At 69.5% G+C, this 13,972-nt stretch carries 11 protein-coding genes; 1 reads left to right on the top strand and 10 read right to left on the bottom strand.

Annotation, left to right across the window (positions count from 1 at the left end; all coding sequences use genetic code 11):
- Positions 1 to 25: 25 nt before the first annotated feature.
- Complete coding sequence (recO, locus tag MFF04_RS11855; protein WP_238276016.1) at positions 26 to 769, bottom strand: DNA repair protein RecO; 744 nt, start codon at positions 767 to 769, stop codon at positions 26 to 28.
- A 119-nt stretch (positions 770 to 888) separates the two neighbouring features.
- On the opposite strand from recO, the gene MFF04_RS11850 reads away from it, so the two are divergent.
- Positions 889 to 1,323, top strand: coding sequence for a hypothetical protein (locus MFF04_RS11850; RefSeq protein ID WP_238276014.1), 435 nt, complete (start codon positions 889 to 891; stop codon positions 1,321 to 1,323).
- 5 nt (positions 1,324 to 1,328) lie between these two features.
- Here MFF04_RS11850 and dnaE read toward each other — a convergent pair whose 3' ends face one another.
- The 9 genes from dnaE to nuoN all read right to left on the bottom strand — a co-directional run bounded on the left by dnaE (position 1,329) and on the right by nuoN (position 13,965).
- Entirely contained in the window at positions 1,329 to 4,841 is a 3,513-nt protein-coding gene (dnaE, locus tag MFF04_RS11845) for a DNA polymerase III subunit alpha (RefSeq protein ID WP_238276012.1), read from the bottom strand.
- Positions 4,842 to 5,393: 552 nt separating this feature from the next.
- Positions 5,394 to 6,104, bottom strand: coding sequence for an ABC transporter ATP-binding protein (locus tag MFF04_RS11840; protein WP_238276010.1), 711 nt, complete (start codon positions 6,102 to 6,104; stop codon positions 5,394 to 5,396).
- 34 nt (positions 6,105 to 6,138) lie between these two features.
- Positions 6,139 to 7,446, bottom strand: coding sequence for a lipoprotein-releasing ABC transporter permease subunit (locus MFF04_RS11835; protein ID WP_238276008.1), 1,308 nt, complete (start codon positions 7,444 to 7,446; stop codon positions 6,139 to 6,141).
- A 6-nt stretch (positions 7,447 to 7,452) separates the two neighbouring features.
- Entirely contained in the window at positions 7,453 to 8,778 is a 1,326-nt protein-coding gene (proS, locus tag MFF04_RS11830; protein ID WP_238276006.1) for a proline--tRNA ligase, read from the bottom strand.
- Positions 8,779 to 9,236: 458 nt separating this feature from the next.
- Complete coding sequence (locus MFF04_RS11825) at positions 9,237 to 9,560, bottom strand: DUF1467 family protein (protein ID WP_238276005.1); 324 nt, start codon at positions 9,558 to 9,560, stop codon at positions 9,237 to 9,239.
- Between the two features lie 2 nt (positions 9,561 to 9,562).
- A complete protein-coding gene (gene mce, locus MFF04_RS11820; protein WP_238276003.1) occupies positions 9,563 to 9,967 on the bottom strand; it encodes a methylmalonyl-CoA epimerase in 405 nt (134 codons plus the stop codon).
- Between the two features lie 38 nt (positions 9,968 to 10,005).
- Positions 10,006 to 11,679, bottom strand: coding sequence for a ribonuclease J (locus tag MFF04_RS11815; RefSeq protein WP_238276001.1), 1,674 nt, complete (start codon positions 11,677 to 11,679; stop codon positions 10,006 to 10,008).
- Between the two features lie 16 nt (positions 11,680 to 11,695).
- Positions 11,696 to 12,505 (bottom strand): biotin--[acetyl-CoA-carboxylase] ligase, encoded by an 810-nt coding sequence (locus MFF04_RS11810; RefSeq protein WP_238275999.1) that lies wholly within the window; start codon positions 12,503 to 12,505, stop codon positions 11,696 to 11,698.
- Between the two features lie 8 nt (positions 12,506 to 12,513).
- A complete protein-coding gene (nuoN, locus tag MFF04_RS11805; protein WP_238275997.1) occupies positions 12,514 to 13,965 on the bottom strand; it encodes an NADH-quinone oxidoreductase subunit NuoN in 1,452 nt (483 codons plus the stop codon).
- Positions 13,966 to 13,972: the final 7 nt, after the last annotated feature.

Raw genomic sequence — 13,972 nt, 5'->3', positions numbered from 1 at the left:
GCATGCCGGCGAGAAACAGAACATATCACGAACGTGCCGGTGGCGCATCGAGCCCCAGCGCGACGAATCGCGTCCGCTCGCCGGGGGGCGGCAGGGCGCGAGGTCCCCAGATGTGCTGGTTGAGGAAGTAGCCGGTCAAGGCGAAGCCGTCGCGCACGTCCTGCACCCGCGGGGCATGGCCGGGGCTCGCCGCCTCGCGCAGGAAGGCGGGGAGCGGCAACAGCCTATCGCGATAGGGCTCGCCGGCGGAAGCGCTGACGGCGCGCCCGCTCCGCGGCGAGACGTAGATGAGCGCATCGTTCGCCCCGGTCGCCGCGCAGGCCTCCAGAGCGAGGCCGAAGCCGAGCTCGGCGAGCAACGCCAGCTCGAAGCGCACCATCAACGCGGGCGCCACGGCAGGATCGTCGAGATACGAGATCAGCACCTGCGCCGCCTCGTAGAGGCCGGGATGCGGATCGCGCTCGGGAAGCAGCCGTAGCAGCCCACCGAGATGCGAGAGGCCGTAGAGGGCGAGCGCCGATCCGATCAGCCGCGGCGCCACGAGCTGAAGCGGCTCGACGGCGAAGGAGCCGAGCCCCTCGTCGATCCGCGCCCGCCAGACGAGCCGCACCCGGTTGCCGGGCTGGAGGACCGGCTGCATCCGCCGGGAGCGGCCGCCGTGGACGAGGCCGAGATGGCGGCCGTGCTCCGGCGTCATCGCCTCGAGGATCACCCCCGATTCGCCGTGCTGGCGCAGGCCGATGACCAGCCCCTCGTCGCTCCATTGCATGGAACGAGAGATAGCGGTTCCCGGCGCGTTTCGTGAGGGAAAGCGCCGTATCCGCAAGGATTTTCGCTCTTCCGTCGAGACCGTGTTGCCGGCCGCGCGCGCATCCCGCACCAAAGGCCATGCGCCTCCTCTCGGTTGCCATCGCGTTGCTCCTCGCCCTGCCGGCCTCGGCGCGGGACGAGGCATCGAAGGAGATTCCGGCCACGGCGAAGAAGTCCGCGCGCAAGGCGCCTGCGGGCAAGCCGGAGGAACCCTCGCCGGAGATGCGCCGGCGGATCGCGGCGCTCGCCCTCAAGCAGGTCGCGTTCGGCTCGATCTCGCTGCTGCCGGTGCGGTTCGAGAACAGCCGGCTCGCCGGCCCCTTCGAGGATGGCGGGCGCCGGCTCTACTGCGTGTCGAGCCACATGAAGGGTCGCACCTTCGGCAAGGCGGAACGGCCGAAGGCGGTGTTCCGGGAGGAGGCCGGCCTCCTCACCGTGCTGGACGACGACGAGGTCTGCCAGGGGCACCGTACGCGGCCGTTCGAGGAACTCGACACGCCGAAAGACCCGTAGGCGCCTCAGTTCACCTCCACCTGCACCACCCCCGGCACGGCCCGTATCGCGCCGGCCACCTGGGGCGAGGCCTGGTACTTGCCGGGCAGCTTCACCTCGACCTCCCGCTCGCCGCCGTCGAGGATGAGAATCAGCGAGACCTCGCCCTCGCCCCGCGTGGCGAGGCGCTGCTGCACGGAGCCGATCGGCCGGTCGTCGCGCAGGTAGATGCGCATGCCCTTCTGGTGCTTGGCGACCGCCTGGTCGAGGGGCTCGGCCGTCATGATGCGGGCGCGCACGTCCTCGCCCTCGAGGTTTGCCTGGATGGTCAGCACCAGCGGCTTTCCGGGCTCCAGGATATCGCGGTACTGGCCGAGCCCTTCCGAGAAGATGATCGCTTCGAAGTGGCCCGTGCGGTCCGAGAGGGTGACGATGCCGAGCTTGTTGCCGCTCTTGGTGCGCCGCTCCGCGCGGTCGAGCACCGAGGCCGCCACCTTTCCGACGCTCGCCGAGCCGGCACGGACGGCCTTGCAGAACTCGGCCCAGCTCTGGACCCGCAGCTTCTCGAGAAGGTGCGTGTACTCGTCGAGCGGGTGGCCGGAGAGGAAGAAGCCGATCGCCTCGTATTCCTTCTTCAGCCGGTCGGCCATCGGCCAGGGCTCGTGGGCCGGGATGCGCAGCGACACGTCCGCCGAGACGAGGCCCCCGAACATGTCGGCGATGCCCGTCGCCTCCGACTCGGCCGCGCCCTGAGCGAGCTTCATCATCGGCTCGACAGCGGCGAAGGCCCTGGCCCGGTCGGGTTCCAGGCAATCGAGGGCGCCCGCGGCGACGAGGTTCTCCAGCGTGCGCTTGTTGACGTGGCGCGGGTTGAGGCGGCGCGCGAGGTCGGCGAGGTCGGCGAAGGGCCTGTCGCCGCGGGCCGCGACGATCGATTCCACGGCGGCACGGCCAACACCCTTAATGGCGGCGAGCGCGTAGCGGATGCGCCCCTCGTGCACCTGGAAGGCGACGCCCGAGGCGTTGATCGAGGGCGGCTCGACGGTGATGCCGAGGCGCTGCGCATCCTGACGGAACTCGGCGATCTTATCGGTGACGTCGATGTCGAGCTGCATGGCCGCGGCCAGGAACTCGACCGGGTGGTTCGCCTTCAGGTAGGCGGTCTGGTAGGTCAGCAGCGCGTAGGCTGCCGCGTGGCTCTTGTTGAACCCGTAGTCGGCAAACTTCGCGAGCAGATCGAAGATCTCGTCCGCTTTCGCCTTGGCGAGCCCACGCTCGACGCAGCCCTTCACGAAGCGGTCGCGCTGGGCGTCCATCTCCGCCTTGATCTTCTTGCCCATCGCGCGGCGCAGAAGGTCTGCGTCGCCGAGCGAGTAGCCGGCCAGGAGCTTTGCCACCTCCATGACCTGCTCCTGGTAGACGATGATGCCGAACGTCTCCCGGAGGATCGGCTCCAGCTTCTCGTGCGGGTACCAGTTGCGCTCGTTGCCGGCGTCCCGCCCGAGCTTGCGCTCGCAGTAGACGGGGATATTCGCCATCGGGCCCGGCCGGTAGAGGGCCACCAGCGCAATGATGTCCTCGAAGCGGTCTGCCTGCATCTCGCAGAGCGCCTTGCGCATGCCCGCAGATTCCACCTGGAACACGCCGACCGTCTCGCCGCGGCCCATGGGCGCGTAGGTCTTCGGATCATCGAGCGGCAGGCTCGACAGGTCGACATGGACGCCGCGCTGCGCGAGCAGGTCCGTGCAGCAGCGCAGCATGGTCAGCGTCTTGAGGCCGAGGAAGTCGAACTTCACGAGGCCGGCCGCCTCCACCCACTTCATGTTGAACTGGGTGACGCGCATGCCCGTCTTCGGGTCCCGGTAGAGCGGCACCAGCTCGTGGAGGGGGCGGTCGCCGATGACGACGCCGGCCGCGTGGGTCGAGGCGTGGCGGTGGAGCCCCTCCAGCTTCTTGGCGATCTCCATGAGCCGAGCGACGATCGGCTCCTCCTCGATCGCAGACTGGAGCTTCGGCTCGCCCTCGATGGCCTGGGCGAGCGTCACGGGGTTGGCCGGGTTCTGGGGAACGAGCTTCGTGAGCTTGTCGACCTGCCCGTAGGGCATCTCCAGCACGCGGCCGACGTCGCGGAGCACGCCGCGGGCGAGGAGCGTGCCGAAGGTGATGATCTGCGCGACCTGCTCGTGCCCGTAGCGCTCCTGCACGTACTGGATGACGCGCTCGCGGCCCTCGACGCAGAAGTCGATGTCGAAATCCGGCATCGAGACGCGCTCGGGGTTCAGGAAGCGCTCGAAGAGCAGCCCGAAGCGGAGCGGATCAAGGTCGGTGATCAAGAGCGCGTAGGCGACGAGCGAGCCCGCGCCCGAGCCGCGGCCCGGACCCACGGGGATGTCGTGGTCCTTCGCCCACTTGATGAAGTCCGAGACGATCAGGAAGTAGCCCGGAAACTTCATCGAGACGATCACGTCGAGCTCGAAGGCGAGGCGCTCCCGGTAGGCCTCCTCGGTGAAGCCCGGCGCGGTGCCGTGCTGGCGCAGGCGCTCCTCCAGCCCGGCGCGGGCTTGGCGGCGCAGCTCCTCCGGCTCGTCGAGCGCGATGGCCTGAGCCACCGCGGTGGTGGCCTCGGCTGCGGCCGCCTGCTCGGAGCTCGCGGCGGCGGCACCGAAGTTCGGCAGGATGGGTTTCCGGGTGCGCACCCGGTAGGCGCAGCGGAGCGCGATCTCGACGGTGGCGGCGAGCGCGTCCGGCAGGTCCCGGAACAGCTCGCCCATCTCCGCGCGGGTCTTGAAGGCGTGGCGCGGGGTCAGGCGGCGACGACGCTCGTCGGAGACGAGGCGGCCTTCGGCGAGCGCGAGCAGCGCGTCGTGCGCCTCGTAGTCCTCGGCGCGGGCGAAGAAGGGCTCGTTGGCCGCCGCCACCGAGAGTCCGTGCCGATCGGCGAGCCGCAGCAGCTCGGCCTCGATCCGGCGCTCACCCTCGGCACCGTGACGCTGGATCTCGACGTAGAGCCGATCCTCGCCGAAGGCCCTCAGCAGCGTGTCGAGTCGGGAGGCGGCCAGCTCCGCGCGGCCGTTGCGCAGGGCCGCGTAGAGCGGACCGCCGCTGCCGCCGGTGAGCGCGATCAGACCCTCGGAGGCCTCGGCGAGGGCCTCGGCGCGCACCTGGGGCAGTTCCCCGAGCGCCCCGTCGAAGTAGGCACGGCTCGCGAGGCTCAGCAGGTTGCGGTAGCCCGCCTCGTTCTGGGCCAGCAGCACCACGCTCGCCGGCCCCGGTGCGCTGGCGCGCGAGAGCGGATCGGGCGCTTCGAATAGCACCGAGAGCTGGAGGCCGGGAATCGGCTGGATGCCGGAGCCCGTCGCCTTCTCCGAGAATTCGAGCGCCCCGAACAGGTTGTTGGTGTCGGTCAGCGCCAGCGCCGGCTGACGGTCCCCGGCCGCCGCCTTCACGAGGTCGCCGACCTTCATCGCGCCTTCGAGAAGCGAGTAGGACGAGTGCACGTGGAGGTGGACGTATCCGACCTCCTTCAACTGGCGGGGCATATCTGGGTCCGGGCTTGAGACCCAAGGATTCCGGCTCCGCGCGGCGGAGTCACCCGCGATCTCGCGATCCGCGGTGGATGACCGCGATCCTGTGCCATGGCGGCATCAGGGACGGATGGTCGCGGCACGCCGATCAGTGCATGGGTGAGAGGGCAACGCTCCAGAGGGCGACGGCGCCGAAGAGCAAGCTGAACGCGGTCAGCTCGAGGGCGCCGGTGAGGATCGTCCGCTTCGTCATGGTGGCCTCCTGTTTCGTCGGACCGATCTTTGTTCCCGTTTTGTTCTGAGTAAAGCGGGGATATCGGGCATGGTTGACGAAGGGTGAAGGCGCTGCCTCACGGCGGATGATTTGATCGAGTGATCGCTTCGGTTCGGAAGCGGGCGGTGCGACGGTCCCTATCCCCGACGGGCAACCGGGCTCAGGTCTCTGTCGGCGACGCCCTCCCTCCCCCTCTGCGGGGGAGGGTCCCTCGCGGATGCGATGGGGGGAGGGAACCGGCGTCGCCTGCGATAGCTTGGAACCCGGCGCCGAGCTGACCGGCGAGAAACCGTTCAGCCCAGCTGCTCGATCAGCCCGTCCCGGATCGTCACGCGGCGGTCCATCCGGGCGGCGAGGTCGAGGTTGTGGGTGGCGATCAGCGCCGCGAGCCCCGAGGCGCGCACCAGCGCCGTCAGGATGCCGAAGACGTGGTCGGCGGTATGCGGATCGAGGTTGCCGGTGGGCTCGTCGGCCAGCAGCAGCCGGGGCCCGTTGGCGACGGCCCGCGCGATGGCGACCCGCTGCTGCTCGCCACCGGAGAGCTCCGCGGGCCGGTGCGGCAGGCGATCCTTGAGGCCGAGAAAGCTCAGAAGCTCGCCGGCCCGCTCGCTCGCCTCCTTGCGCGACAGGCCGCGGATGAGCTGCGGCAGCACCACGTTCTCCAGCGCCGAGAACTCGGGCAGCAGATGGTGGAACTGGTAGACGAAGCCCATCTCCTCGCGGCGCAGGCGCGTGCGCTCGCCATCGGCCATGGCGGCGGTGGGCTGGCCGCCGACATAGACCTCGCCGCCGTCCGGCCGCTCCAGCAGCCCTGCGAGATGCAGGAGCGTCGACTTGCCGGCGCCCGAGGGCGCGACGAGGGCTACGAGCTCCCCCGGCCAGATCGCGAGATCGGCCCCGCGCAGGATCTCGAGATTGCCCTCCGCCTGCCGGTAGCGCCGCTCGACGCGGGCGAAGAACAGGGCCGGCACCGGCTGGGCGCCGGGCTCGCTTGTCGCACTCATGACGCTGGTCTCGCGGACACCCGGGCGGCTCCCCTCAGCCGTAGCGCAGGGCCTGCACCGGATCGAGCCGGGCGGCGCGCCAGGACGGGTAGAGCGTCGCGACGAGGCAGAGAAGGAAGGAGGTGACGACGACGACCGTGACCTCGGTCGGGTTCATCTCCGCGGGAATCTCGGCGAGGAAGCGCACCGTCGGGTCCCAGGCGCCGGGGAAGAGCACCCGCTGGATTCCCTTGATGTTGAGCGTCAGCACCACGCCGAGCGCGAGGCCGGCCAGCGTGCCCACGATGCCGATGAGCGCGCCGTTGATGAGGAAGACCCGCATCACCGTGCCCGGTGTCGCGCCCATGGTGCGCAGGATGGCGATGTCGCTCGACTTGTCGCGCACCAGCAGGATCAGGCCGGAGACGATGTTGAGGGTCGCCACCACCACGATCAGGCTGAGGATCAGGAACATCACGTTCCGTTCCACTTCCAGGGCGCCGAAGAAAGTGCGGTTGCGCTGGCGCCAGTCGGTGAGAAGCACCGGTCGCTCGGCTGCCATCTCCAACGGCTCGCGCATCTCGGCGACGGCGTCGGGATTGTCGACGTAGATCTCGATGAGGCTGACGTCGCCCTCACGGTTGAAGAAGGGCTGCGCCTCGGCGAGCGGCATGAATACGAAGGTCGAGTCGAACTCCGTCATGCCGATCTCGAAGATCGCCTTCACGGGATAGGTCTTGGTCCGCGGCGCGGTGCCGAAAGGGGTCGTGGCGCCCTTCGGCGTCGAGAGGGTGATGTTGTCGCCCGCCTGCAGGCCGAGGCTGTCGGCGAGCCGCCGTCCGATGGCGACGCCCGCGCCGTCGTCGAAGCCCGCGAGCGTCCCCCCGCGGAGGTTTCCGGCGATGGCGGCGATCTTCTCGAGGTCGGCGCCGCGCACGCCACGCACCAGCACGCCGCTGCCGCCATAGGGTGAGGAGGCGAAGGCCTGTCCCTCAACGAGCGGAATCGCCGAGCGCACGCCCGCGACCTTGGAGAGGCGGTCGGTCAGGTCCTCATAGTCGGTGAAGAGCTTGTCGATCGGCGTGACGAAGACGTGCCCGTTGATGCCGACGATCTTGGAGAGAAGCTCGCTGCGGAAGCCGTTCATCACCGAGAGCACGATGATGAGCGTCGCGACGCCGAGCGCGATGCCGAGCACCGAGAAGAAGGCCACCACCGAGACGCCGCCGCCCCGGCGGCGCGCCCGCAGGTAGCGCCCGGCGATCAGCCACTCGAAGCCGGCGAAGGGCGCCGTGCGGCCCGTGCGCGCGGCGGGCTCGCCGCCGTTGCGCCGTCGAAGCGCGCCCGCGATCAGCCCGGCCATGCGGGATCAGGCCCGCTTGATCCGGGCGAGGAGATCGAGAGGCGCCAGCGTCTCGCGCTCGCCGGTGGCGCGGCGCTTCAGCTCGACCTTGCCCTCGGCGAGCCCCTTCGGCCCGACGATGACCTGCCAGGGCAGGCCGATGAGGTCGGCGGTGGCGAACTTGCCGCCGGGGCGCTCGTCGCGGTCGTCGTAGAGCACGCTGAGGCCGCCGCTCTCGAGCTGGGCCTGGATCTCGGCGCAGGCGCCGTCGGTGCCGGCGTCGCCGGTCTTGAGGTTGATGAGCGCCACGTCGAAGGGCGCCACCGCGTCCGGCCAGATGATACCGGCCTCGTCGTGGCTCGCCTCGATGATCGCCGCGACGAGCCGGCTCGGCCCGATGCCGTAGGAGCCCATGTGGACGGGCCGCTCGATCCCGTCGGGGCCGGTGACAACCGCGCCCATCGGCTCGGAGTACTTCGTGCCGAAGTAGAAGATGTGGCCGACCTCGATGCCGCGGGCGGACATCCGGCTCGCCTCCGGCACCTCGGCGAAGGCCGCCGCGTCGTGGATCTCGTCGGTCGCCGCGTAGTGCGAGGTCCAGGAATCGACGATGCCCTGGAGACCGGCCACGTCCTCGAAATCCACCGTCGCGGCGGGGATCTCGAAGTCGAGATAGGCACGGTCGAGGAAGACCTCGCTCTCGCCGGTCTGGGCGAGGATGATGAACTCATGGCTGAGGTCGCCGCCGATCGGCCCGGTGTCGGCACGCATCGGGATCGCCTTGAGGCCGAGGCCCGCGAAGGTGCGCAGGTAGGACACGAACACCCGGTTGTAGGCGTGTCGGGCGCCGGCCTGGTCGAAGTCGAACGAGTAGCCGTCCTTCATCAGGAACTCGCGGGAGCGCATGGTGCCGAAGCGCGGCCGCACCTCGTCCCGGAACTTCCAGGAGATCTGGTAGAGGTTCTTGGGCAGGTCCTTGTAGGAGCGCGCGCTCGCCCGGAAGATCTCGGTGATCATCTCCTCGGCGGTGGGCCCGTAGAGCATCTCGCGCTCGTGCCGGTCCTTCAGGCGCAGCATCTCCTTCCCGTAGGCGTCGTAGCGGCCGGACTCGCGCCACAGCTCCGCCGACTGGACGGTTGGCATCAGGAGCTCGACGGCGCCGGATCGCTCCTGCTCCTCGCGGATGACGCGGCAGACCCGCTCCAGCACCCGCAGACCGAGCGGCAGCCAGGCGTAGATGCCGGCGGATTCCTGGCGCACCATTCCCGCCCGCAGCATCAGCCGGTGCGAGACGATCTCGGCTTCCTTCGGCGTCTCACGCAGGATCGGCAAGAAGTAGCGGGAGAGACGCATCACGGACCCTGGAAGGACGAAGAGACGCCGCGGCGGAGCGGGCGCGGCGCCGGGGACAGAACACATAGCATCGGCGAAAACACAAGCGTTTCGGCCGGATCGCCGCCCTGACGATCGTGACGCCCGCACGACGGCCGGCGGCGAGGGAGTTTTATTTTCCCTGCAAAAAAGCGCAGATTTTGCGCTCCAGGCAGGTGACAGGGCGAAATGTTGTTCCTATAAGCACCCCCGCGATGGTCGCGACGCCGATCCAAAGGCGACGCGCGGTCCGGGTCTTGGGAGGAAAATCGGCCGCCACGCAGTCAATGCGTAGGGTAATTCAAGCCGAAACAAGATTGACTGGTCCAGAAAGCAAGGCTTTTGCCTTGCTTTTTGTTTTTTGTGCATTCGCCTTTGACGACACGCGCCCACATGATCGCTCGCGTCCGGACCTTCCGAGATAGCCGGCCTCTCTCGGCTCACAGTCCCGCGAGTGGGAAGACCGAGAGGGCGACGATGAGCGCGACGCCGGCGACCACCGTGGTCAGCAGCGCCTTCTCCCGCAGGCGCGGAGCGGCTGGAGCGCCGGGATCCTGCCCGGGCACCAGCCGCTCCGCATCCGTCTCCGCGCCATTGCGCAGGGGCAGGATCGCGAAGAGCAGCGTCCACCAGATCACGAAGTAGAGCCCGAAGCCGCCGACGACGGTGACGCGAAACAGCGCGACCGCCACCGCGACGAACAGCGCGGCCACGAGTGCGATGACCCCGATCGTCGCCGGGGTCGAGCGTGAGACCGCCAGCATGCTCAGGCCTGCTTCAGCTCGACCAGGGTGCCGAGGAAGTCCTTCGGGTGCAGGAACAGCACCGGCTTGCCGCCGGCACCGATCTTGGGCTCGCCGGAGCTGAGCACCCGCGCGCCGCCCTGCACGAGCGTATCGCGGGCCGCGATGATGTCCTCGACCTCATAGCAGACGTGATGCATGCCGCCGGCGGGGTTCTTCTCCAGGAAGGCCCGGAGCGGCGAGGCATCGCCCAGCGGCTCGAGAAGCTCGAGCTTGCTGTTCGGCAGCTCCACGAAGGAGACGGTGACACCGTGCTCGGGCATCTCGGCGGGCGCCGTCACCGGCACGCCGAGCGTGTCCCGATAGAGGGCGCAGGCCTTGGCGAGATCGGGCACCGCGATGCCGACATGGTTGAGTCGCCCGATCATCGTCCTCTCCCTCGCTCCCTCTTCCGGGGCTGCCGCACTCAAACCTCGACGACCTGGATGTGGCAAGCCGGCTTCTTGCCCCAGGCCTCGTTGACGGCGGAGCGGACGGCCCGGTCGACCGCCTTCTCCACCGCTTCCGAGTCCCGGCGCTTGTTGCGGCCGAGCCCGTCGAGGGTGCGGCCGACCGTGTCCACCACCACCTCGATCAGTGCCTCGCCGGCCCGGCCGCGGTTGGGGAGGCCCATGATGTCCACCGCCGGCTCGCCGAGCACCTCGCCGCGCTCGTCGATGGCGATGGCGACCGAGACGACGCCCGCCTGCATGAGCTTGCGGCGCTCGGGGATCGCCCGGTCCTTGTCATCGATGAGGACATTGCCGTCCTTGAACAGGCGGCCGGCCTTGACGTGCTCGATCACCTCGGGCGTGCCCGGCGCCAGCCGGACGACGCTGCCGTTGCGCGCCTTCACGACGTTGCCGACGCCCTGCGCGCGGGCGAAGCGCAGGTGCTCGTCGAGGTGCAGCGCCTCGCCGTGGACGGGGATCGCCGTCTTCGGGCGGGTCCAGGCGTAGAAGTCGGCCATCTCGTCCCGGCGCGGGTGGCCGGAGACGTGGACGAGCTCGGTGCGGTCGGTGATGACCTCGACGCCCATGTCGATGAGGTCATTGATGATGGCGCCGACATCCCGCTCGTTGCCGGGGATGGCCCGCGAGGAGAAGATCACCCGGTCGCCGGCCGCCAGGGTGACGGCGGGATGGTCGCGGCGCGAGACGCGGGCGAGCGCGGCGCGGGGCTCGCCCTGGGAGCCCGTGAGCAGGGCCACGACCTTATCGCGGGGCAGGTTGCCGTAGGAATCCGCCGACAGGAAATCCGGCAGCCCGTCGAGGTACCCGCACTCGCGGGCGACGTCGATCACCCGGTCCATGGCGCGGCCGACGGCGATCACCTGCCGCCCGCACTCCTTGGCGGCGAGCGCCACGGCGCGGATGCGCGCGACGTTCGAGGCAAAGGTGGTGACGGCGACGCGGTGGGGAGACTCCTTGATGATCCGCGAGAGGTTCTCGGCGACCTGCGCCTCGCTCGGCGAGCGGCCCTCGCGCACGACGTTGGTCGAATCGCAGACGAGCGCCAGGATGCCCTCGTCGCCGAGCGCCCGGAAGCTCTCCTCGGAGGTCACGTCGCCCGCGACCGGGGTCGCGTCGAGCTTCCAGTCGCCGGTGTGGACGACGAGGCCGTGCGACGTGCGGATGGCGACGGCGTTCGATTCCGGGATCGAGTGAGCGACCGGCACGAACTCGAGATCGAAGGGACCGACCGTGAAGCGGCGCCCCGGCTTGACCTCGCGCAACTCCACCTTCGGTGCGCCCGGCTCGGAGAGGCGGCGGGCTTCGAGCAGGTTCTTGGCGAAGCGCGTCGCGTAGACCGGCACCTTCAGCTTCGGCCACAGCTCGCCGATCGCCCCAATATGGTCCTCGTGCGCGTGGGTGATGAAGATGCCGAGAAGATCCTTGCGCCGCTCCTCGATGAAGGAGAGGTCCGGGTACATCAGGTCGATGCCGGGCATCGCCTCTTCCCCGGCGAAGCCCATGCCGCAGTCGATCATAATCCATTTGCGGCCCTTCTCCGGCCCGAAGCCGTAGAGCGCCGCGTTCATTCCGATCTCGCCCACGCCGCCGAGCGGCAGGAAGACGAGCTCGCCTTCGCCCTGTGTCATCCGTTCACGTCCATCGTCACGCCGCCGTGGCGGCCTCACCGAAATACACGTCGCCCGCCGTGACGATCTGCCGGGCGCCGTCCGGGGCGAGGATCACGAGCCGCCCCTCCTCGTCGATGGTCTCGAACGTCCCCGCGAGGATGCCGCCGTCCCTGCGGACGCTGACCGGCTCGCCGAGCCCGTTCGCCCGCGCGAGCCAGCGCTGCCGGATCGCGGGGAAATTCCGTGCCTCGTTCCAGAGGCGCACCGCCTGCGCCATCCGGCCCGTGAGATGCTGGAACACGCCTGCCGCGTCGGCCACGAGGCCGGCCGCTCTCAGCGAGGTCGCCGCATAGGGGAGACCCTCGGGCGCCGCCTCGACGTTGACGCCGAAGCCGGCCACGAGCGCGAGGCGCCCGCCCGGTCCGGTTTCCGTCTCGAGGAGGATGCCCGCCAGCTTTCCCCCCTCATACAGCACATCGTTCGGCCATTTCAGCCGAAATTCGCGCAACGCGTCCATGCGCGCGCAATCGCCGCCGGGCGCGCAAAGATCCGCCAGCGCCTCGGCCAGGGCGAGCCCGGCGACGAAGCCGAAGGTCGCGATCCGCTCGCGCGGCACGCCCCTCACGGGGAAGAGCAGGCTCGCCGCGAGATTGCCGGGTGGCGACACCCAGACGTTTCCCCGCCTCCCCCGGCCCGCCTCCTGGCGATGCGCCACGACCCAGAGCGGCCCCGCCTCCCCCGACGCCGCGAGGGCGAGCGCCTGGGTGTTGGTGGATTCGAGCCGCTCGTGGACGTGGAGGCGGTATCCTTCCGCCCGCGCCGCGTCGGCGAGCCGATAGGACACCGGCGCCTTCAGTAGAGGGCCTTGGCGGCCGCACCCGCGACGGCGACGAGCGGGGCCGGCGCCAGCCAGAACAGGATCACGACGACGCTCGAGAGGCCGAGCACGATGGCCGAGCCCGGCGGGATGCGCTCGTAGCCGGCCTGCGGCTCGTCGAAGTACATCACCTTGACGAGGCGCAGGTAGTAGAAGGCGCCGACGACGCTGGTCACGACGCCGATCACGGCAAGCGTTACGAGCCCTTCCTTGATCGCGGCGGCGAAGACGTAGAACTTCGCGAAGAAGCCGGCCAGCGGCGGGATGCCGGCAAGCGAGAACATCATCATCGCCAGGCAGAAGGCCAGCACGGGATGCGTGCGCGAGAGGCCGGCGAGGTCGTCGATCGACTCGAACATCTGGCGGCCGCGGCGCAGCGACAGGATGATCGCGAAGGCGCCGAGCGTCATGGCGAGGTAGATGACCATGTAGATCACCACGCCGCGCACGCCGTCCTCCTTGGCGGCGGCGAGCCCGATGAGCGCGTAGCCGATGTTGCCGATGGAGGAATAGGCCATCAGCCGCTTCAGGTTCCGCTGGCCGATGGCCGCGAAGGAGCCGAGCGCCATCGATGCGATGGCGATGAAGATGATGATCTGCTGCCAGATCGCCGCGACGTCCTGGAAGGCGCCCGCGAAGACGCGCACCGACATCGCCACCGCGGCCATCTTCGGCGCCGAGGCGAAGAAGGCCGTCACCGGGGTTGGGGAGCCCTCGTAGACGTCGGGCGTCCACATGTGGAACGGCACGGCCGACATCTTGAAGGCGACGCCTGCCGCCACGAACACGATGCCGAGCACGATGCCGAAACCGCTTCCCGCGTGGAGCGCCGAGACGATGCCGGGGAAGGAGACGGTGCCGGTGAACCCGTAGATCAGCGACGAGCCGTAGAGCAGCATGCCCGAGGAGAGCGCGCCGAGGACGAAGTACTTCAGGCCGGCCTCGGTCGACTTGAGGTCGTCCCGGTGGAAGGCGGCGATGACGTAGGCGGCGAGCGACTGCAGCTCGAGGCCAAGATAGAGTGAGATCAGGTCGTTGGCCGAGGCCATGACCATCATGCCGATCGTGCAGAGCACGACGAGGATCGGGTATTCGAACCGGTCGATGCGCTCGCGCTGGAAATAGTCCCGCGAGAGCAGGATGGTCGCCGACGACCCGAGCAGGATCAGCGCCTTCATCACCCGCGAGAAGGCGTCCGAGATGAAGGCGCCGTTGAGCGTCGTCACCCGGTGGGTCGGCTGCGTCACCACGACGAAGAGCGCCACGATCAGCAGGATCAGGGCGCCGACGTTGACGCCCTCCGTCGAGCGCTCGCCGCGGAAGGCGCCGAACAGGATCAGCGCCAGCACGCCGATGCCGAGGATCAGCTCCGGCAACAGCGGCGAGAGGGTGGGCAGCACGGCGTGCAGGGTCGGGGCGGCGTTCATCGGGCGG

The sequence above is a fragment of the Methylobacterium jeotgali genome, from assembly GCF_022179345.1.
GTDB classification, from domain to species: domain Bacteria; phylum Pseudomonadota; class Alphaproteobacteria; order Rhizobiales; family Beijerinckiaceae; genus Methylobacterium; species Methylobacterium jeotgali.
The sequence above is the reverse complement of the archived record's forward strand: the minus strand, read 5'-3'. Positions and strand labels throughout refer to the sequence as shown.

What these genes read in the sequence shown, in the direction of transcription:
- recO (WP_238276016.1), bottom strand. Translation starts at nt 769, where the DNA reads ATGCAATGGAGCGACGAGGGGCTGGTCATCGGCCTGCGCCAGCACGGC.
- MFF04_RS11850 (WP_238276014.1), top strand. Translation starts at nt 889, where the DNA reads ATGCGCCTCCTCTCGGTTGCCATCGCGTTGCTCCTCGCCCTGCCGGCC.
- dnaE (WP_238276012.1), bottom strand. Translation starts at nt 4,841, where the DNA reads ATGCCCCGCCAGTTGAAGGAGGTCGGATACGTCCACCTCCACGTGCAC.
- MFF04_RS11840 (WP_238276010.1), bottom strand. Translation starts at nt 6,104, where the DNA reads ATGAGTGCGACAAGCGAGCCCGGCGCCCAGCCGGTGCCGGCCCTGTTC.
- MFF04_RS11835 (WP_238276008.1), bottom strand. Translation starts at nt 7,446, where the DNA reads ATGGCCGGGCTGATCGCGGGCGCGCTTCGACGGCGCAACGGCGGCGAG.
- proS (WP_238276006.1), bottom strand. Translation starts at nt 8,778, where the DNA reads ATGCGTCTCTCCCGCTACTTCTTGCCGATCCTGCGTGAGACGCCGAAG.
- MFF04_RS11825 (WP_238276005.1), bottom strand. Translation starts at nt 9,560, where the DNA reads ATGCTGGCGGTCTCACGCTCGACCCCGGCGACGATCGGGGTCATCGCA.
- mce (WP_238276003.1), bottom strand. Translation starts at nt 9,967, where the DNA reads ATGATCGGGCGACTCAACCATGTCGGCATCGCGGTGCCCGATCTCGCC.
- MFF04_RS11815 (WP_238276001.1), bottom strand. Translation starts at nt 11,679, where the DNA reads ATGACACAGGGCGAAGGCGAGCTCGTCTTCCTGCCGCTCGGCGGCGTG.
- nuoN (WP_238275997.1), bottom strand. Translation starts at nt 13,965, where the DNA reads ATGAACGCCGCCCCGACCCTGCACGCCGTGCTGCCCACCCTCTCGCCG.